15 protein-coding genes are annotated in these 20,167 nt (G+C 72.0%); 12 read left to right on the top strand and 3 right to left on the bottom strand.

Annotation, left to right across the window (positions count from 1 at the left end; genetic code table 11):
• Nucleotide 1 precedes the first annotated feature (1 nt).
• Genes icmH through KXR53_RS23665 form a run of 10 tightly spaced genes read left to right on the top strand, consistent with a single transcriptional unit; the run spans nucleotide 2 to nucleotide 14,889 of the window.
• Nucleotides 2–1,408 (top strand): type IVB secretion system protein IcmH/DotU, encoded by a 1,407-nt coding sequence (icmH, locus tag KXR53_RS23710; RefSeq protein ID WP_437377751.1) that lies wholly within the window; start codon nucleotides 2–4, stop codon nucleotides 1,406–1,408.
• Nucleotides 1,409–1,432: 24 nt separating this feature from the next.
• Nucleotides 1,433–5,077, top strand: a complete 3,645-nt coding sequence (gene tssM / locus KXR53_RS23705) for a type VI secretion system membrane subunit TssM (RefSeq protein WP_437377750.1) — start codon at nucleotides 1,433–1,435, stop codon at nucleotides 5,075–5,077.
• Nucleotides 5,059–5,751, top strand: coding sequence for a type VI secretion system-associated protein TagF (gene tagF / locus KXR53_RS23700; RefSeq protein ID WP_437377749.1), 693 nt, complete (start codon nucleotides 5,059–5,061; stop codon nucleotides 5,749–5,751). Before tssM ends, tagF begins: the two co-directional genes overlap by 19 nt.
• The gene (locus KXR53_RS23695; RefSeq protein WP_437377748.1) at nucleotides 5,748–6,518 is read left to right on the top strand and encodes a PP2C family protein-serine/threonine phosphatase; all 771 of its coding nucleotides are present in this window, start codon (nucleotides 5,748–5,750) and stop codon (nucleotides 6,516–6,518) included. The genes tagF and KXR53_RS23695 overlap by 4 nt, the downstream gene beginning before the upstream one ends.
• Nucleotides 6,515–8,074, top strand: coding sequence for a protein kinase domain-containing protein (locus KXR53_RS23690; protein ID WP_437377747.1), 1,560 nt, complete (start codon nucleotides 6,515–6,517; stop codon nucleotides 8,072–8,074). The genes KXR53_RS23695 and KXR53_RS23690 overlap by 4 nt, the downstream gene beginning before the upstream one ends.
• Nucleotides 8,071–10,092 (top strand): vWA domain-containing protein, encoded by a 2,022-nt coding sequence (locus KXR53_RS23685; protein WP_437377746.1) that lies wholly within the window; start codon nucleotides 8,071–8,073, stop codon nucleotides 10,090–10,092. The genes KXR53_RS23690 and KXR53_RS23685 overlap by 4 nt, the downstream gene beginning before the upstream one ends.
• Complete coding sequence (locus KXR53_RS23680) at nucleotides 10,089–10,817, top strand: ABC transporter ATP-binding protein (RefSeq protein WP_437377745.1); 729 nt, start codon at nucleotides 10,089–10,091, stop codon at nucleotides 10,815–10,817. Before KXR53_RS23685 ends, KXR53_RS23680 begins: the two co-directional genes overlap by 4 nt.
• A gap of 3 nt (nucleotides 10,818–10,820) precedes the next feature.
• Complete coding sequence (locus KXR53_RS23675) at nucleotides 10,821–12,038, top strand: FtsX-like permease family protein (RefSeq protein WP_437377744.1); 1,218 nt, start codon at nucleotides 10,821–10,823, stop codon at nucleotides 12,036–12,038.
• A 38-nt stretch (nucleotides 12,039–12,076) separates the two neighbouring features.
• Nucleotides 12,077–13,366 (top strand): ImcF-related family protein, encoded by a 1,290-nt coding sequence (locus tag KXR53_RS23670; RefSeq protein ID WP_437377743.1) that lies wholly within the window; start codon nucleotides 12,077–12,079, stop codon nucleotides 13,364–13,366.
• Nucleotides 13,363–14,889 (top strand): peptidoglycan DD-metalloendopeptidase family protein, encoded by a 1,527-nt coding sequence (locus tag KXR53_RS23665; protein ID WP_437377742.1) that lies wholly within the window; start codon nucleotides 13,363–13,365, stop codon nucleotides 14,887–14,889. Before KXR53_RS23670 ends, KXR53_RS23665 begins: the two co-directional genes overlap by 4 nt.
• A gap of 15 nt (nucleotides 14,890–14,904) precedes the next feature.
• On the opposite strand, the gene KXR53_RS23660 is transcribed toward KXR53_RS23665, so the two are convergent.
• Nucleotides 14,905–15,621 carry a hypothetical protein gene (locus KXR53_RS23660; protein WP_437377741.1) on the bottom strand — a complete coding sequence of 239 codons (717 nt, stop codon included), beginning with the start codon at nucleotides 15,619–15,621 and terminating at the stop codon, nucleotides 14,905–14,907.
• Between the two features lie 221 nt (nucleotides 15,622–15,842).
• A complete protein-coding gene (locus tag KXR53_RS23655) occupies nucleotides 15,843–16,988 on the bottom strand; it encodes a DSD1 family PLP-dependent enzyme (protein WP_437377740.1) in 1,146 nt (381 codons plus the stop codon).
• On the opposite strand from KXR53_RS23655, the gene KXR53_RS23650 reads away from it, so the two are divergent.
• A complete protein-coding gene (locus tag KXR53_RS23650; protein ID WP_437377739.1) occupies nucleotides 16,972–18,108 on the top strand; it encodes a LysR family transcriptional regulator in 1,137 nt (378 codons plus the stop codon). The genes KXR53_RS23655 and KXR53_RS23650 overlap by 17 nt on opposite strands.
• Here the strand turns inward: KXR53_RS23650 and KXR53_RS23645 are convergent.
• A complete protein-coding gene (locus KXR53_RS23645; RefSeq protein ID WP_437377738.1) occupies nucleotides 18,074–19,069 on the bottom strand; it encodes a D-2-hydroxyacid dehydrogenase in 996 nt (331 codons plus the stop codon). The genes KXR53_RS23650 and KXR53_RS23645 overlap by 35 nt on opposite strands.
• A gap of 229 nt (nucleotides 19,070–19,298) precedes the next feature.
• On the opposite strand from KXR53_RS23645, the gene KXR53_RS23640 reads away from it, so the two are divergent.
• Complete coding sequence (locus tag KXR53_RS23640; RefSeq protein ID WP_437377737.1) at nucleotides 19,299–20,009, top strand: GntR family transcriptional regulator; 711 nt, start codon at nucleotides 19,299–19,301, stop codon at nucleotides 20,007–20,009.
• Nucleotides 20,010–20,167: the final 158 nt, after the last annotated feature.

Raw genomic sequence — 20,167 nt, 5'->3', positions numbered from 1 at the left:
CATGGTGGACGACGATCCCTTCGCCGACCCGAAGGACAACGATCGCACGGTAATCCGGCCGCGCCCCGGCGGGCCCCGCCCGGCGGCGGTGGTCAGCGGCAAGGGACCGGCGGAAGGCGACCCGACGCAGACGCCGCGCCCGGCCGGGCCGCGCCCGCGCCTGGCCGCCGGGCTGGCGGAGGACGTCCTGTCCGGGGCGGTGCCGCTGGCCCCGACCGGGGTCAACGCCGTGGTGCAGGCCGCGACGCCGCTGCTGGCGCTGGCGGTGCGGCTGAAGAACCGGGCGGTGCATCGCGATGTGCCGCTGCTGCGCGAGCGGGTGGTGACCGAGATCCGCGCCTTCGAGCGCAACGCCCTGGCCGCCGGCGCCACCGCCGACGCCATCCGGGCCGCCCGCTACGGCCTGTGCGCCACCATCGACGACCTGGTCCTCAACACCCCCTGGGGCAGCCAGAGCCTGTGGACCAAGCAGTCCATGGTCTCGACCTTCTATAACGAGACCTGGGGCGGCGAGCGCTTCTTCGACATCCTCGACCACCTGATGAAGGACCCGGAGCGGACGCTCGACATCCTCGAGCTGTACTATGTCTGCCTCGCCCTCGGCTTCGAGGGCCGGTACCGGGTGGAAGGCCGCGGCCCGGCCCGGCTGGCCGAGATCCGCGATTCCCTCTATCGCGCCATCCACCGTCGGCGGGGCGAGCGGGAATCCGCCCTGTCGCCGCACTGGCTCGGGGTCGTGTCGGAGCGCCGCAAGCTCGGGCGCCTCGTCCCGCTCTGGGTAATCGGGGCCGCCACGGCGGCGATCCTGCTGGCAGCGTTCTTCGGCTTCCAGTGGTTCCTGAACGCCGCGCTGGAGCCGGCGATGGCCGCCACCGCCCAGCTGCCGCCGACCGGGCCGGTGGTGATCGAGCGGCCGGCCCCGATCGAGAAGCCGCCGCCCCAGGTCGTGGTGGTCAAGGAGACCTCCGGCGGCCGGCTCAAGCGCTTCCTGGAACCGGAGATCCGCGAGGGCCTCGTCTCGGTGGAGGAGGACGCGCAGTCCGTCCGCGTGCGGATCAGCGGCAACGGCCTGTTCGCCTCCGCCAGCGACGCTGTGACGCCGGACCGGATGCCGGTCCTGACCCGGATCGGCAACGCGCTGAAGGAGGAGCCCGGACAGGTCGTGATCGAAGGCCACACCGACAACCGGCCGATCCGGAACCTGCGCTTCCCGTCGAACTGGCAACTATCCCAGGCACGGGCCGAATCGGTGCGCAAGATCCTCGACGGCATCGTCCGGGACGACGCCCGCTTCTCGGTCGAGGCCAAGGCCGACACGGTGCCGCTCGCCGTCAACGACACCGAAGAAGGCCGGGCACAGAACCGGCGCATCGAGGTGGTCGTCCTGAAGCCGCAGGGCGGCGGCTGAACCGGCGCGGAACGATAAGAGCCGATGCGAAAGATCCTCTCCGTCCTGACCGCCCGCTGGTTCGTCACGCTGATCGGCGTGCTGCTGCTCGCGACTATCGTCTGGTTCGTCGGGCCGCTGATCGCCGTGGCCGATGTCCGCCCGCTGGAGGAGGCGCTGATCCGGGTCGTGGTGATCGCCGCGATGCTGGTGATCTGGGCCTTCGCCATCGCCTGGTCGATCGTGCGCAGCCGCAGCGCCAATACCAAGCTGGTCGACGACATGGCGGCGGCGCAGGCTGCCGACCCCGGCGGCGCGGCCGAAGAGGAGATCGAGACCATCCGCGGCCGGCTGGCCGAGGCGATGACGGTCCTGCGCAGCACCCGCCTCGGGCGCAAGGGCAGCCGGCGGTGGCTGTACGAGCTGCCCTGGTACATCCTGATCGGTCCGCCGGGGGCCGGCAAGACCACGGCGCTGGTGAATTCCGGCCTCGACTTCCCGCTCGCGGACCGCACCGGGCAGAGCCGCGACGCCCTCCGCGGCATCGGCGGCACCCGCAACTGCGACTGGTGGTTCACCAACGAGGCGGTGCTGATCGACACCGCCGGCCGCTACACCACCCAGGACAGCCACGCGTCGCAGGACGCCGCGGCGTGGAAGGGGTTCCTCGCCCTCCTGAAGCGCAACCGGCCCCGGCAGCCGATCAACGGCGCGCTGATCTGCGTCAGCATCTCCGACATCGCGCTGATGCCGGAGAGCGAGCGGTCGGCGCATGCCCGCGCCGTGCGCCAGCGGCTGCAGGAGCTGACCGACGAGCTCGGGGTCCGCTTCCCGGTCTATGTGCTGTTCACCAAGGCCGACCTCCTGGCCGGCTTCGCCGAGTTCTTCGACGATCTGGGCCGGGAGGAGCGCGAGCAGGTCTGGGGCGCCACCTTCGCCTTCGACGACGGCAAGGGCGAGCAGGGCGTCGTGCAGAATTTCCTGCGCGAGTTCGATGCCCTGGTCGACCGGCTGAACGACCGCGTGATCCGGCGGCTGCACCAGGAGCCCGACATCCGCAACCGCAGCCTGATCTACGGCTTCCCGGCCCAGGTCGCTTCGCTGCGCGAGCCGCTGCAGGAATTCCTGACCGAGGCGTTCCGGCCGAACCGCTACGACACCAGGCCGCTGCTGCGCGGCGCCTATCTCACCAGCGGTACCCAGGAGGGGACGCCGTTCGACCGGCTGATGGGCGCGATGGCGCAGTCCTTCGGCCTGGACCGGCAGCAGATGGCGCCGGCGCAGGGCCGCGGCCGCAGCTATTTCCTGACCGATCTGCTGCGCCGCGTGATCTTCGCCGAGGCCCATGTCGTCTCGACCAATCCGCGGCTGGAGCGGCGGCTGCGCTGGATCCGCTGGGGCGCCGTGGCCGCCGCGCTGATCGCGGTCGTGGCCGGCGTCACGGCCTGGAGCGTCAGCTATCTCGGCAACCGCGCGCTCATCACCTCGGTCACCGACGGGCTGCAGGACTATGCCGGCAAGCTCGGCGACGCCAGGGGGCCGGTGCGCGACTCCGACCTGCGCCCGATCCTGCCGGCGCTGGACTCGCTGCGGGCGGTCCCGACCGGCTATGCGCATCAGGGGGAGGACGTCCCGCTGGCGATGCAGTTCGGCCTGTACCAGGGCGACACGCTGTCCCAAGGCACGATGCAGGGCTACCGGCATGCCCTGAGCAGCCTGCTGTTGCCGCGCCTGGTGCTGCGCCTGGAGGAGATCCTGCGCCGTGTCGACCAGCCTTCCGACCTCGCCTATGTCGCGCTGAAGACCTATCTGATGCTCGGCGGCAGGGCCCCCGGCCTCGACCGTGACACGATCCTGGACTGGCTCCGGGTCGATCTGGCGCAGCGCTATCCGGGCGCGCAGAACACCGCCCTGCGCGACTCCGTCGTCGCCCATGCTGGCGCCATGCTGGAGCGGCCACTGGCCGGCATCGACATCGACGGCAAGCTGGTCGAGCGGGTGCGGACGGTGATCGCGGCGACCCCTCCCGCCCAGCGCGCCTATATGCTGCTGACCGCAGGTCCGGCGGTGCAGTCCCTGCCGCCCTGGACGGTGACCGACAATGCCGGCCCCGAGGCGGCGCGGGTCCTGACCCGGCCGTCCGGCCGCGGCCTGGGCGAGGGCGTGCCGGGCCTGTTCACCTATCGCGGCTTCCACGAGACCGTCCTGCCGGGCATCGAGGAGGCGGCGCGCCTGGTGGCGTCGGAGCGCTGGGTGGTCGACCCGCAGGCGCCGGCCGAGGCGGCCGACGATGCGGCGACGGCGAGGGTCGCCAGCGACGCGCTGCAGCTCTACTACAACGACTACATCTCGGCCTGGAACGCGCTGCTGGCCGATATCCGGATCGTCGATTTCGAGAGCCCGGCGCATGCGGTCGAGACGCTGAACATCCTGTCCGGCCCCAGCTCGCCGCTCGCGGCGCTGCTGCGCGGGGCGGCCAAGGAGACGACACTCACCGCCCCGCCCGCCGGGGAGGCGGCGCCGGGCGGCCAGGAGGCGACCGAGGCGCAGAAGCAGGCGGCGAACACCGCCGGCGCCCAGGTCGAGGCGTCGGCGCAGACCAGGCTGGGGACCGGGGGGCGGCTGGCGACGATGCTGGCCCAGGACTATCTCCGCACCCAGCTCGGCGGTGCCGGCGGCAATGCGAGCGACGCCCCGCCGCCGGGGGCCTATGTGGACGAACGGTTTCGCGACCTGCACGCCTTCGTCCAGGGGCCGAGCGGCGGCCCCTCCCCGCTCGACGACATGATCCGGACCCTGGCCGACGTCTACCGCCAGATGAACCGCAGCGTGATGTCGCCGGGCGCCGGCGGCGCCGCCGCCAATGCCGAGCTCGCGGCGTTGGCGCAGCAGCTGACCGCATCCGCCGGGCGGGCGCCGGAGGCGATGCGCGGCTGGGCGGACCAGATTTCGAAAGCCACCTCCACCGTCACCATCGGCGGGGCCCGGCAGGGGCTGAACGCCGACTGGAACACCACCGGCCGGCCGCTGTGCCAGGCCGCCGTGGCCGGCCGCTATCCCTTCGCCCGCGGCTCGGCCCAGGACGTGAAGCTCGATGATTTCGGCCGCCTTTTCGCCCCCGGCGGGCTGATCGACGGCTTCTTCAGCAAGAATCTCAGCCAGTATGTCGACACGTCGCGCAACCCGTGGCGCTGGGTGAAGCTGAACAATGTCGATCTCGGCATCAAGGAGGGCGTCCTGGCCCAGTTCGAGAAGGCGGCGCGGATCCGTGACGCCTTCTTCCCGCAGGGCGGCGCCCAGCCGAGCGTCGGGCTGGAGATCTCGCCCGTCGACCTGTCGCCCGAAGCTGCGAGCGTGACCCTGGACATCAACGGCCAGGCCGTCACCTACAGCCACGGCCCGGTGCGGCCGATGGCGATGCGCTGGCCCGGAACCGGGGCCGGCCAGGTCCGCGTCTCCTTCACCGGGATCAACGGCGCGCCGAGCGGGGGCATCACGCTGGACGGGCCCTGGGCCCTGTTCCGGCTGGTCGACCGGTCGCGGGTCAGCCGCACCTCGGCCAGTGACCGGTTCCAGTTCACGGTCAGCGACGGCGGCAGCAGTGCCACCTTCGAGGTCCGGACCGGCAGCGTCCTGTCGCCCTTCACCCTGCCGCAGCTGAGAGACTTCCAATGCCCGCAGGCGTTCTGACGGAAGGGAGCGGGGGCGCTGGCATCTTCGGCAAGCTGCCGTGGCTCGGCGATTTCGTCACCCGCCGGCTGCCGCGCAGCTTCGTCGAACCCTGGGATTCCTGGCTGCAGGCGGGGATGGCGGCAACGCGCGAGACACTGGGCGACGCCTGGCTGGACAGCTTCCTGACCGCGCCGGTCTGGCGCTTCCTGCTGCCGGCGGGCAGCGCCGGGCCGGCGGCGGCCGGCGTGCTGATGCCGAGCGTCGACCGGGTCGGACGCTACTTCCCGCTGACTTTGGCGGTGCCGCTCGACGCCGACCCGCCGCCGGACGCCCCGCTCACGACGGGCCCCTGGTTCGACGCGCTCGAGGACGCCGCCCTGGCCGCCCTCGAAGAATCCGTCGCGGCCGAGGATTGGGAGGCGTCGATCGAGCGGATCGCCCCCTTTCCGGCCATGAACCCGCCGCCCATCGCGGAGATCGGGGCCAGCTGGCGCGCCCAGCCGGTGTCCGGCGCCGGCGGTCTCGGCGCGGCCGTGCTGCGCCTGACGGCGGATCCGGCCGCGCCGCCCCTGGCGCGGTTCTGGACCAATCCCGCGGCCGACGGATGGTGCCTGACCGGGAGCGGCCTGCCGCCGCCGGCCGTCTGGCCGCACGCCTTCATGGCGCCGGCCGCCCAGGCGGAGGCGCCGTGAACCGCTTCCACTTCCATTGCGCCGGCCGGACCAGCACCGGCGCCGTCCGCCGCCACAACGAGGACGCGTTCCTCGCCCGGCCGGAGATCGGGCTGTGGGTCGTCGCCGACGGCATGGGCGGCCACCGCCACGGCGACGAGGCGAGCCGCATGATCGTCGACGCCCTGGCCGACATCCAGCCGCCGGAATCGGGCATCGCCTTCATCAGCGAGGTGCGCGGCCGGCTATCGGCGGTCCACGCCACCCTGCGGGCCGAGGCGACGCGGCGCGGCGGCGTGATCATCGGCTCGACCGCGGTGGTGCTGATGATCCTGGCGAACCGCTTCGTCTGCCTCTGGGCCGGGGACAGCCGCCTCTATCTCCTGCGCGACCGCCAGCTGTGGCAGATCACGCGCGACCATTCCTATGTGCAGGAGCTGATCGACAGCGGCGTGCTGTCGCCGGAGGACGCGCAGCGGCATCCGCAGGCCAATGTGATCACGCGCGCAGTCGGCGCCTCGGAGACGCTGGAGTTCGACATGGAGCGGAGCGTCGTCCTCGACGGCGACGTCTTCCTCCTGTGCACCGACGGGCTGACCCGGGTGGTGTCCGACGGCGAGATCGCGAACATGCTTGACGCCATGCCGCCCGAGCAGGCGGCGAACGGGCTGATCGACCTGGCCCTCGGCCGCGGCGCCCCGGATAACGTGACTGTCATCGCCCTCGCCTGCCGGGACGATGGGGAGCGGACCATCCCGCCTGGACGACTGACCATGGTGCAACCGTGACCACGGACTGGAGATCCGAGGGCGCGCCGCCGGACCCGACGCGCATCACCGCCACCGACCGCGGCCATGGGAACGGGAACGGCGCGGCGTCCGCCGGGCTGCAGCCGGGCACCGTTCTCCTCCACACCTATCGCGTCGTGCGGCTGATCAACCGCGGCGGCATGGGCGAGATCTACCAGGCCGAGCACATCGACCAGCAGACCCAGCACGCGATCAAGGTGATCCTGCCGGAGCTGGTCGGCGACGAGTCCATCGTCACGCTGTTCCTGCGCGAGGCCGAGGCCCTGCGCAAGATCCGGCACCCGGCCATCGTCGGCTATGACGGGCTGTTCCGGGACGCCACCGGCCGGCTGCATCTGGTGATGGAGTATGTCGAGGGGCCGTCGCTGCGCGACCGCCTGGCCGGCGGGCCGCTGACGCCCGAGGAGATCGGGCGGCTGCGCAACCGCATCGCCGCCGGGCTGGCCGAGGCGCATGAGCGCGGCATCTTCCACCGCGACGTGTCGCCGGACAACGTGATCCTGGAGCACGGCCGGCTCGAGGCCGCGAAGGTGATCGATTTCGGCATCGCCAAGCTGGCGGATACGGGCATGCGCACCGTGGTCGGCGACAGCTTCGCCGGCAAGATGTCCTGGGCGTCGCCGGAGCAGGTCGGCCTGTTCGGCGGCCAGATCGACGCCCGGTCCGACATCTACAGCCTCGGCCTCGTCCTCGCCGCCGCCGCCCGCGGCCGCGCGCTGGACATGGGCCAGACGATGATGGCGACGATCGAGGCCCGGAAGACGGTGCCGGCGCTCGATGGCGTGCCGCCCAGCCTGGTCGGCCAGATCGCCCGGATGCTCGCCCCGGATCCGCTCGACCGGCCGCAATCCATGCGCGAGCTGATCGCTGTGGCGCCGCCGCCGGCCCCGCCCCCGGTCCCGGTCCGGCGGACATCGCGGCCGTGGCTGTGGCTGACCGCAGCCCCCTTGGCGCTGCTCGCCGTGGCCGGCGGCGGCTGGTGGCTGGCCAGCGAGGCCGGCCTGACCCAGGGGCTGTTCACGCCGTCGCCCCCGCCTCCGCAGCCCCAGCCGCCGTCGCCGTCCCCGCCGCCGGCCAAGGCCGAGGAGCCGACCCAGCCGCCGTCTCCTCCACCGCCGCCGGCGAAGATCGAGGGACCGACCGCTCCGCCGCCTCCGCCGCCACCGCAGCCGATTGATGCCGCGGACACGCCCCTTACCGGCCCGCTTCCGCAGCCCACCCCGGCCGCGCTGCAGCAGATCGTGAAGCTCTCTCCCGACGAGATCTTCAAGGTCGGCCAGCGCTTCCTGACCGAACGGAGCGACGCCGATACGGCGCTGGCGCTGTGGCTGCAGGCGTCGCGCGGCGGCAGCGGCGAGGCCGCCTTCGCCATCGCCCGCTTCTACGATCCCGCGACCTGGAACCAGGGCCCGCATCCCTTCACCGCACCCAATCCGAGCAAGGCCCGCGAGTATTATACGCTCGCCCTGCAGCGGGGGGTCGCGGCGGCCCGCGCGCCGCTCGACGCCCTCGGTCCGTCCGGAACGACGCCATGAGACGATTCCGCCTCCCCGCCGTTGCCGCCCTGCTCGCGGTTCTCTGCACCTGGAGCCCTGCCTTCTCCCAGGATCCGGCGGCAGCCGCGCGCAAGCCGCTGCTGATGGAGGGCACGACGACGCTGTGGCAGCGCGTGCTGACCCGGCCCGGGGCCCGCCTGGCCAGCGCGCCGGGCGGCACGCCGACCGGGGCCGAGCTGCCGCCGCTGTCGATGCTGTTCGTCTATGCCAGGGCGCCAAGCGACGACGGCGTGGCGCTCGAGGTCGGCACCGCCGCCGACGGCAAGACGCTGGGCTGGATCCCGGCTGCCCAGGCGATCGACTGGAAGCAGACCCTGGTCGTCGCCTTCACCAATCCGGTGAACCGCAACCGGTCGCTGTTCTTCAAGGCGTCCGAGCCGCTTCTGTCGCTGATGGAGGACCAGGACGCCGCCGCCAAGTCCGCGGCCCTGCGCCAGGAGGCGGAGTCCGGCACCCTGCCGGCGAGCAGCCCGCTCGCCTCGATCGAGCCGCCGCGCTGGATCGACCCGGCCAAGACCTTCTATCTGCTGCCGATCCTGAACTGGACCGAGGGCTATTTCGCCTCCGGCTTCGCCGGCCTGGCCCTGCAGGTCGCCGCGACCTCGCTGCAGGAGACGCCGGACCAGCCGGCGACCAGCGCGGCACCGGATCTGGGCGGCATGGCAAAGGTCATGGAGGGCTACCGCGCCGGCGTTGTCTTCGTCGTCGACACCTCGCTGTCGATGGATCCCTACATCGCCCGCACCCGCGACACCATCGCCGCGCTGACCGACAAGCTGGCGGCGTCGAAGATCGGCGACAAGCTGAGCTTCGGGCTGGTCGGCTTCCGCGACGTGATGCCGGACGGCAGCCCGGACGGCTACATCTCGAAGATCTTCGCCAGCCTGGCGGACGGGCGCGACCGCGCCTCCTTCCTGAAGCGGCTGGCCGCGGCGGAAGCCTCGAAGAACGACAATCTCGACTTCGGGGAAGACGCCTTCGCCGGGATCAAGGCCGCCCTCGACGACATCGACTGGACCGGCGTCGCCGGCCGCTTCGTCGTCCTGGTGACCGACGCCAGCCCGCGGCGCGCCAACGATCCCTATTCCTCGACCCGGCTTGACCCCGACCAGATGCGGCTGCTGGCCGAGTCGAAGGGTGCGGCGCTGCTGACCATCCATCTCGAGACCCCGGCCGGCCAGGACGACCACGCTGCCGCCACCGACGCCTACACGGCGATGACGGCCTATCCGAATGTCGGCAGCCTCTACTTCCCGGTGGAGGGTGGCGACCTGCGGTCCTTCGGCACGGTGATCGACCGCATCGCCGACATCATGGTCCAGCAGATGGAAGCGGCGGCCGCGGGCCGGGTGGCCGAATCCCAGGGCGATGCTGACGACGGCGGCACCTCTGGCCCGTCGGTTGTCCCGGGCGCCGCCGGGCCGGCCGATCCCTTCGCCCGCGCCGGGCTGGTCGGGCGCGCCATGCAGCTGGCCTATCTCGGCCGGACCGAAGGCGGCCGGCCGCCGCGTCTGTTCTCGGCCTGGATCTCCGACCGCGACCTCGCCGACCCGGCGCTCAAGGCGCTCGACGTCCGCGTGCTGATCACCAAGAACCAGCTGTCGGACCTGCAGGCGACGCTGCGGACGATCATCGACGCCGGCGAGGTCACCGCCATCGCCCCGAACGACTTCTTCCGCCAGCTGCGCAGCGCTGCGGCGACCATGGCCCGGCGGCCGGAGGGGGTGGCCCGGGAGGAGGCGCGGCGCCTGGTCGATCTCGGCCTGATCGGCGAGTATCTCGACGGGCTGCCCTATCGCAGCCGGATCATGGAGCTGACCGAGGACGACTGGCTGTCCTGGAGCTTCGGCCAGCAGCGCCAGTTCCTGGACGATCTTGAGGCGAAGGTCGCGCTGTACCAGCAGATCTACGACAACAACGATCTCTGGATCGCGCTCGACGGCGACCGCGGCGGCGGCGAGGCCGTCTACCCGATCGCGCTCGACGCCCTGCCATGAGCGGCTGGGGGGCGGAGAACGTCTACACGCTGCGCGACGTCACGCTGCGTCGCGGCACCGGCGCGGCCGTCTTCGAGCTGGTCGTCAGCAGCGTGGTGATCCCGCGCGGCGAGGTGCTGTTCCTGACCGGCCAGTCCGGCTCGGGCAAGTCGACCCTGCTCGACCTCCTCGCCGGCACCCTGGCGCCGGACCGGGCCGGGACTTTCGAGCTGCGCGCCGCCGGCGGCGGCGCCGCTGATCTGGCGGCGCTGTGGCGCGCCGGGCGCCAGAACGCGCTGGCGGCGCTGCGCGCCCGCAGCATCGGCTATGTGCTGCAGACCGGCGGCTTGCTACCCTATCTGACCGTGGCCGAGAACATCGCGCTGACCGCCCGGATCGCGGGACGCACCGACGCCGCGCATCTGCGCGACCTGGCGCAGCGGCTCGGCCTGACCCGGCTGCTGGGCCTGCCGCCGGGCCGGCTGTCGGTCGGGGAGCGGCAGCGCGTCGCCATCGCCCGGGCCCTTGCCCATCGCCCCGACATCCTGCTGGCGGACGAACCGACGGCGTCGCTCGACCCGCCCACCGCAGACCAGGTCTTCGGGCTGCTGCTCGAGACCGTGGAGCGGCTGCGGACCACCGCGATCATCGCCTCGCACGACTGGTCGCGGGCCGACGGGCGGCGCCGGATCGGCCATTCCCTGCGGCGCGAGGACGACGCCGTTCGCGCCTATTTCTGGACCTGAGCCATGACCGGACGGATCGCGCTGGCGGCACGCCTGGCCACCCGGGATTTCGGCCATGACTGGCGCATCGCGCTGTGCCAGGTGCTGGGCCTCGCCGCCGTGCTGGCGCCGCTCTTGGTGCTGTTCGGCCTGCGCTTCGGCCTGATCGACACGATGGCGCAGCGGCTGATCGAGGATCCCCGCAACCGCGAGATCGCCCCGGCCGGGAGCGGCCGCTTCGACGCCGCCTTCTTCCGCGAGGTCGCCGCCCGGCCGGATGTCGCGTTCGTGGTGCCGGCGACCCGGTCGATCGCGGCGACCTTCACCCGCCTGCAGGCCGCCGACGGCGCCGGCCGCCCGCTGTCCGGCGTGGCCCTGCTGCCGAGCGGACCCGGCGACCCGCTGCTGGGGACCGCCGAGCCGCCGGCGGGCGACCGGGTGGTGCTTAGCCGCCGGCTGGCCGCGGCCCTCGGCGTCGGCCCGGGCGGCCGGCTGATGGCGGAGATCACCCGGCAGCGTGACGGCCGGATCGAAGGGCAGAAGATCGAGCTGACGGTGGCGGACGTCACTGACGCGCCGGTGACGCCGGCCGAGGCGGCGCTGGTGCCGCTCGACCTGCTGGTGGCGACCGAGGATTGGCGCGACGGCCTGGCCGTCAGCGGCCGCGGCTGGACCGGGGCCCCGCCGCCGACGGCCGAGCGGGTCTTCGCCCGGTTCCGGCTCTATAGCCGTTCGATCTACGACGTGGCCGCGGTCGAGGCCAGCCTGCGTGGCCGCGACGTCGAGGTCCGCACCGCCGCGGTCGAGATCGCGCAGATGCAGTCGCTGGACCGCAATCTCGGCATCGCCTTCTGGCTGATCGCGGGCTGCGGTGCGATCGGCTATCTCGTCTCGCTCGCCGCCGGGCTGCGCAGCCATGTCGAGCGCAAGCGGCGGGATCTGGCGCTGCTGCGCCTGATCGGCCTGCCGACGCGCTCGCTGGTCGCGTTCCCGATCACCCAGGCGATGCTGATCGCGGTGCTGGGCCTGATCCTGGCCGCGATCGCCTTCCTGGCCGCCGCCGCCCTGCTCAACGCCATCTTCGCCGATGGGCTGCAGCCGGGAGAGCAGATCTGCCGGCTGCTGCCGGTCCACTTCGCCGCGGCGGCGGCGGCGACCGTCGCCGCGGCGCTGCTGTCGGCCAGTTGGGGCGGCCTGCTCGCCGCCCGGATCCAACCCTCCGAGGGGCTGCGCGATGTCTGACCGACGCCGCATCCCCGTCGCCACCTGACCGGCCTCTCATGCGCAGGTGGTCGACCATCGGCCTGGCTTTCGTCCTGGCGGCGGCCGCCGGGCTGCTGGTGGCCGTGCACCTGTCCAACCAGAGGCTGGCGGACGCCGCCCGGACGGCGCTGACCGCGGCCCAGGCGGCCGTTCCCGACGCCGCCGCGGCACCGGAGGATCCGGCCGCCGCGCTGCCGGCCCTCAACGCGCTGGACGCCTCGCCGCTGGCCGGACGGGATCCCGAATGGTGGCGCCGGGCCAGCCTCAACGCCCCGCGCCTCGACGATCTCGCGGCCGAGACCGCCCGGCTCGACCGCGACCTGCTGCGCGATGCCTTCCTGCGACGGTTCGCGGCCCGCATCCTGCACCGTATCGACCGTCCCGACATCGAGCCGGAACTGGCCTTCGAGGGGCTGAAGGCGGTGCTTGCGCTCGGCGGCGCGGGGCCGCGCCAGGACGCCCTGATCCGCCTCTGGGCGACGGTCGACTGGTCGCTGACCGAGCCGGAGCAGCGCGACCGCCTGCTGCAGATCCTGGACCGTGCCCTGGCCGCCGAGCCCCGCCTGACGCCCGCGATCGACGGGGAGGCGGTCGAACGCATCCGCGGCCGTCTGCGCCAGGCGCCGCTGTCGGCCCGGGCCTATGCCGCGATCCGGACCTCGGACGCGGCGCAGGCCCTGCCGGCATTCCGGGCGGATCTGGCCCTGGGCCGTGAGAGCTGGGTGGTGACCCGCCGGTCGGGCGCATCGCTGGCCACGCCGATTCCGGGACTGCTGACGGCGGACGGCTTCCATCGCGTCGTCGTCCCGGCCCTCGCCGATCTGTCAGGCTCGCTGCAGGCCGATGCCTGGGTGCTGGGCGACGACAACCGGCCGGAGCAGTCCGGCCGGGCCCTGACCGCGGCCGTGCTGGCCCTCTATCTCGCCGATGTCGCCCGGGCCTGGGACGAGTTGCTCGACGACCTCGAGCTGGCGCCCAGCCGCGCCGATCCGGAGAGCGCCGCCCGCATGGTCGGGGCCCTGGCGACACAGCAGGGGCCGCTGCTGCGCCTCGCCCTCGCCGCCCGCGCAGCGACGCTGTTCGATCGGGCCGCCGGCGCCGAGGCCGACAGGCTCGCCGCCCTGGCCGAGGCGCTCGGCGGCAGGCGGCCCTGGGCCGAGATCGACCGGCGCTACGCCTGGCTGCTCGCCACGGAGGGCGGCGACCTGTCGGGCTTCTCCGCCCTGGTCGAGGCGACGCGCCCCTTCCTCGACCGCGCCGGCAGCCTGCCGGCCGATCGCACCCCGGCGGCGGGAGGCTTCGATTGAGCCCGGAGGCGCCCCTTCCGGGCCCGGAGGCCTGCCGGGCCGGGATGGCCGGCGCCCCCTTCGTTCTCGGCCGCCCGGAGCTCGGGCTCTGGGCCCTGGTCGCGCCGGAGGCGGGCGCCGCCGGGCGCGCGGACGCCACGGCGCTGCTGCGGGACCTGGCCGGCCTCGACCCGCCCGCGGCCCAGTCGGATCTCGCCCGCCTGCTGCGCCGCCGGATCGAGCAGGAGGCTCTTCGGGCCGGCCATCGCCTGCGGTCGCACGGCCGCGCGGACGGCCTCGCGATCATGGTCGCGCTGGTCCGCCCGCCGCATCTCCTGTCCCTGCGGCTGGGCGGGTGCGGTCTCTACGGCTTCGGTCCCGGCGGCGCCGCGGCAATCCCCTTCGACCCGCCCGAGGACGGCCCCACGGGATCGGGACCTCGCGTCCAGACCCTGCGCACGCGCCTGAAGGCCGGCGAGCGCCTGATCCTGGCCTCGCCCGGCCTGGAAGCCGTGCTGCGCGACCGCGGCGCGGGAACCGTCCTGGCCGGCCTGCCGCCGGACGCCGCGGCGCGGTTTCTGGTCCAGCGCGCCGCCGCGGCCGGCCGGCCTGACGATGCGGCGATCGTGCTGTCGCTGCCGCCGTTGGTCGAGGCGGCGGAGGAGCCTCCGGCGTCGCGGCCCATGCCGGCTCCTCCGCCCGAGCCCCTGAGCCGGTCCACCCTGCCTCCCGCCGTCCCTCCCGTCGCCGCCGACCGGGCATCGCCGGCGCTGATCGCCGGGGTGGCCGCGCTCACCCTGATCACGGCCACGGTTGTCGGCCTGATCCTGCTGCGCCCGCCCGCGGCGCCGCAGCCGGAGGAGCGGATCGAGACCGCCCCGGCCATCCCCGACGCGACCATCTCCGCCCTCGACCTGTCGCCGGGCGATCTCGCCGCCGCCGACCGGCGCCTGGCCCAGACCGTGCGCCTGGCGGTGGCGGTGACGGCGCTCGACCGCGCCCTGGCCGCGATGGAGCTGCCGGCCACGCCCGGCGCCGCCCCGGCCCAGCCGTTCGCCCCGGCCGCGCTCGACGCGCGGGCGAAGATCCTGGCCGGCCGGCTGCCCGGACTGCCGCTATCCACGCCGCTGCGGGGCGACTATCGCTTGTCCAGCCCATTCGGCTATCGCGTCCATCCGATCACCGGGCTGTCGCTGCTGCACGCCGGTCTCGACATGGCGGCCCCGATGGGCACGCCGATCTTCGCCACCGGCAACGGCAAGGTGGTGCGCGCCGGGCTGGCCGGAGGCTACGGCAACCTGGTCGAGATCCAGCATGCCGACGGCCTGGTCACCCGCTACGCCCATATGCTGTCGATCGCGGTCAATGCCGGAGAAGAGGTCACGGCGGCGACGGTGGTGGGGACGCTGGGGTCGACCGGCGCCTCCACCGGCCCGCATCTGCATTACGAGGTGCGGCGCGGCGAGACGCCGGTGGACCCGATGCCGTTCCTCGAGGCCGGCCAGACCCTGAAGGCCATCCTGGCAGCCGCCATCCGCCGGTAGATCCGGAGCCTCCGATCAGAGCGGCTGGGACAGGTCGCCGACGATCTCCGACATCGCATCGATGCGGCCGCTGAGCTGGGCGATCTCGCCGTCCAGCGCCCGCACCTGCGACCGCTCCTGGGCGGACGCCGCCTTCTGGCTGAAGCTGTTGCGGGCCTCGGACAAGATGTCCCGGTTCTTCTTGGTGCCGTCGACCGCCTGCTGCATCACCTGCCGGTCGGTACGGACCGAGGCGAGCGCGGCATCCAGCTGCGCCTGGGTGGCGGTGCCGCTGCGCACGCCCTTGCGCAGGCGGGCCAGCTCACGCTTGTGCTCGTCCAGCACGGTCTGCATGGTCCCGACCAGGTCGCGCGCCTGCTGGTTCTTGACCTTGGCGTCCGCGATCACGGAATCGAGCTGGTCCTCCGCCGACGCATACTCCTTCTGCTTCTGGGCGACGTAGCTCCCGGCCAGGCCGCCGATCGCGGCGCCGGCCCCGGCGGCGATGAGGTAGTCCGTGGTGTCCACCCTGGCGCCGGCGAGGTCGGCGATGGCCATGCCGAGCCCGCCCAGGGCCGCCCCGACCACGGCGCCCTCGACGATGGTCCGGGTCGAGATCTCGGCCTCCTGCCGCAGCTTGGCCTGGGCCTGGGTGCTGGGCGGCGGCAGCGAACCGGAGCCACCCGACCCGCCCGAGCCGACGCAGCCTGCCAGGGTCAGGGTCGTCATCAGCATTACGGCGATCTTCTTCACGGCGCCCCCCTGCGATATCGCGGACGGAATCGAATTCGCAGATCAGAGTCCCATGGCCACCGTGACGGCTCCGTGAAACGAGCGCGGCGCGACGGACCGGCCGCGTTCGGCCGGTGTCCGGAGATGGTCGCAGATTGGGTGGATTCCCCCTTTCAGCGCGATCATAGCACGGCGATCCACCACGCGGCGATGGCGGGTCGGGGCGAAGCGGTCGCGACCCTCTACCAGCCGTTGAAGCGGGGCCAATGGGCCAATGGCGCGGTAGGGTCGGCCGGTAGCACCTCGTAGCCCGCGAACTGGGCGGCCGTGGCACAGGCATGGTTGGGCAGGATGCGGAGCCGGGTGCCCAGCGGCAGGTCCGGCAGCGTGGCGCTGCTGCCGGGCCGCAGCGCGACGATGCCGTGCTCCTGGTTTGCCGACGTGACGATGAGGTCGTCCAGAACGCGCCCTTCGATGTCGCAGACGACACCATAGCCTTGATCCACCGCCTGGTTCGCGGTGCCGCGGTCGCGCGACAGCGCCATCCAGCCGGCGTCCACCATGATCCAGCCGCGCTTCTTCTGGTGCCCGATCACCGTGGTCAGCACCGAGAGCGCGATGTCGTCGGGCGTGCAGACGCCGATGCCGGCCATCACCAGATCGAAGAAGACATAGACGCCGGCGCGCACTTCCGTGACGCCGGACAGATAGCGGGCGAAGTGGGCGGTGGGTGTCGAGCCCACGCTGACCACCGGGCAGGGCAGATCGGAGGCCCGCAGCGCCTCCGCGGCGGCAACGGCCGCGAACCGCTCGCGTTCGGCGAAGGCGGCCAGAGCCTCGGCCCCCACCGCGCCGTAGCTTTCGCCGGCATGGGTGACGACACCCCGCAAGGCGGCACCTTGCTCCTGCAGGATTCGCCCGATCGCAACCACGGCGGGATCATCGGGCGGCAGACCCGAGCGATGGCCGTCCGAGTCGATCTCGATCAGGGCCGGGATGGCCTCTCCGGCCTGGCGCGAGGCCTTGGCCACCGCTCTGGCCTGTTCCGGCGAGTCCAGCACGATGGACAGGTCGCAGCCCGTGGCACGCAGGGCGAGCACGCGGGACAGTTTCTGCGGCGCGATGCCGACGGCGTAGAGGATGTCCCGCACGCCCGCCGACGCGAACACCTCCGCTTCCTTCAGGGTGGAGACGGTGGCCGGGCCGTGCCCGCGGGACAACACGCGTCGAGCGGCCTCCACGGATTTCACCGTCTTCAGGTGCGGCCGGAGTGCAACGCCCAGCCCGTCGAGGTGGCGGCGCAGCCGGGAGACGTTCCGCAGCATGCGCGCTTCATCGAGGATCAGGCTTGGGGTGGGCAGGGAACCGAGAGTGTGGGCAGCGATCATCGCTGTGTGGGGCCTGTCAGTGATCTCGATCCGGACTCTAACTGACCCGTCATTCAGGCGCTATTTAACAGCCCTGCAGGCTGGATTAAGCTGGAACTTCATGATCACGTCCCACGACCTCGCGTTCTTCGGCATCGTCAGCGCTGCCCCGTCGCTGGCAGCAGCGGCGCGGACGCTGGATGTGACGCCGCCGGCGGTGACCCAGCGATTGCGGCAGTTGGAGCAGCGGCTGGGCGTGCGGCTGCTGGAGCGCACCAGCCGTCGGCTGCACCTGACCGCGGAAGGCCAATTGCTGGCCCGGCGCGGCGCCGAGATCCTGGCCGAGATGGAGAAGATCACGGAGGAATTGGCCGAGCGCCGTGGGGTGGTGACCGGGCATTTGCGGGTGGCCGCACCCTTCGGGTTCGGTCGGCGGCATGTCGCGCCGGCGATGGCAACGCTGCGCGAGCGACACCCGGAGTTGAAGCTGACCCTGTCCCTGTTCGAGGATCCGGTGAGCCTGCGCAGCGATGCCTGGGACGTGCTGATCCATGTCGGTCCGCTGACCGATTCCACCCTGACGCTGCATCGGCTGGCCCCCAACCGCCGCATCCTCTGTGCGGCGCCGTCCTACCTGGAGCGGCACGGCGCGCCGGATCGGCCGGAGGATCTGCGCCGCCATGCCTGCGCCGTCATTCGGGAAGACCAGGCCGATGTCACCTTATGGCGCTTCAGCCATGAGGAGGAGCCGCCGATCACCTTGCGCATCCAACCGGCGATGAGCAGCAATGACGGCACCGTCATCAAGCAATGGGGGCTGGCCGGGCTAGGCATCATCATCCGCTCGGAATGGGATATCGCCGAGGATCTGCACCAGGGCCGTCTCGTGCCGCTGCTGCCGAGGTGGGGGCTGCCGGTTGCCGATGTCGTGGCCCTGTTGGGAGCCCGAGGCGGGCGGGTGGCGCGCACCGCCCGCTTCCTGGAAATCCTGAAGCAGACGTTTCAGCCCGTGCCGTGGCGGGATGTCCCCTCAGGGCTGCATGATGCGCCGGCGGGCAGGTCCATGGCGACCAGGACGCGATCCCGTCACCTCGGAGCAGCGGCGGCTACAGGCCCCTCGTCCAGACGTCTTCCTCGGTGAGGCGGTTGAGCAGCGGCTCCCCCGCGCGGAAGCGGTGGAGGTTCTCGATGATGACGTCCAGCGACCGTTCGGTTCTGCCGGGCAGCGCGGCCGTGAAATGGGGCGTGATCAGCAGGTTGGGCGTATCCCAGATGGGATCGTCGGCGGCCGGCGGTTCGGGATCGGTGACATCCAGCCCGGCGCCGGCGAGCCGCCCCTCCTTCAGGGCCGCGATCAGGGCCGTCTGGTCGATGACGCCGCCCCGCGAGAGATTGACGATGATGGCGCCCCTCTTCATGCGCCGGAGGGCCCGGTCGTCGATCAGGTGGTAGGTCGCGTCCGACAAGTTGACGACGAGGGCGAGGATGTCGGCCTCGTCGAGGATCGGATCGATCGTTTCGCCCCGATCCGCCGAGAACATCCGGTCGACGCCGGGCGGGTTCGGCAGATCGCGGCGGCGATAACCGAGCACCCGCATCCCGAAGGCCTTCGCACGCGTGGCGAGCTCCCGCCCCGTATGGCCCATCCCGATGATCCCGATGGTCCTGCCATAAAGGGCGCGCAGGCTCCTCATCTCAGGCGTGCGGAGCCATTCGTGCCGCTTCTGGGCTTCGTAGACATCCGGATAGCGGTAGGTCAGCATCAGGCTGAACATCAGCACGTGTTCGGCCAGCGCCGGACCGGAGCGCCCTGCGGAACCGGTCACGATCAGGCCGCGTTCGAAGACCTCCGGACGGGCGGATCGTGTGAGCCCGGCATGGTCGCAATGGACCCATCTGAGCCTGGGCGCCGCCAGATACCGTTGGTCGAGATCGCCGGCGAGGATGGCGATCTCGGCCTCCTTCAGCGCGGCCTCGACGGCCGCCGCGTCCTGTGACGAGACGGCGATCAGGCGGTCCGGTCCGACCGCTTCCACCAGTCGATTCCAATGCGCGCCCTTGAAGGGCGTTTCGGTGTCGACCATCACCGCCCGTTCGGCCATGTCCTTCCTCCGGTTCGTGTCGGATGGACCGCAGTCCGCATCTACCTTGAATTATAAATGCTACATAACAAAATCGATATTGTGTGCGATACATGATTTGTCGCCCTTGACAGCTTTCTCGGTCCTGTCGTTCAGAGCCGGCGTCTGCTAGGAATGGGTCGCGATGACAGGTGAGGTGGCCTTGGACGGGATCGATCCCAGCGCCCAGACGGATGAGCCCGATAGCCAGGTGAGGCGGCCTCGCGGCCGGCCGCGCAAGGGGACGCCGGCCGCGCCGAAGCCGCCGAAGCGCGAGCCCGGATACGGGCGGCTGCAGCAGCTCTTGCGCGACGATATCCTCGAAGGCCGCATTCCGGCCGGCTCGCGCCTCAAGGTCAGCGAGATCGCCGCGCGCTACGCCACCAGCACCAACCCCGCGCGTGAGGCGCTGCAGGGCCTCGAGGGCGAAGGCCTCGTCATCATCAGCCCCAACCGGGGCGCGCGCGTCCGCGTCATCGACGAGGATTTCCTCCGCAACATCTTCGACATACGCGACCTGATCGAGCCCTATCTCGTGCGCGGCTTCGCCGAATTCGCCCGCGCCGAGGACATCGCCTCGCTGGAGGCGCTACAGCAGGCCTGCCAGGACGCCGTCGACGCAGCCGACTACCCCGCCTACCACCGCGCCAACGTCGCCTTCCACGATTTCATGATGGAGCAGCACCACAATATCGAAGCGGTGCAGCTGATGAAGCGGCACAGCGCCTGGATCCGGGCGCTTTCGCGCCAGAACCCGCTGACGCTCGCCCATATGCGGCGCTCCATCGCGGAGCATTGGGAGGTCGTGGACGCGGTCCGCCGGGGCGATCCGGATGCCGCGGCGGCCGCGATCGCGCGGCACATCTCCAATTCCCGCGCGGTGTTTCTCGGACGTATGAGGCGCGATCGCGCCCAGCGATAGGGGTATCCATCGGTTGCGGAAACCGGCCGTTCACACATGAATAAATATCGATCCCACATAATCTAGATTTTTTTCTTCACAATCCACCATCGTCTGTTCTAGTCTTCCTGCCATCACGACGGCCACACGCGCACCCGGCAGAGACTCTGGGGGCCGAA

The sequence above is a fragment of the Inquilinus limosus genome (assembly GCF_051487185.1).
GTDB classification, from domain to species: Bacteria; Pseudomonadota; Alphaproteobacteria; order DSM-16000; family Inquilinaceae; genus Inquilinus; species Inquilinus limosus_F.
The sequence above is the reverse complement of the archived record's forward strand: the minus strand, read 5'-3'. Positions and strand labels throughout refer to the sequence as shown.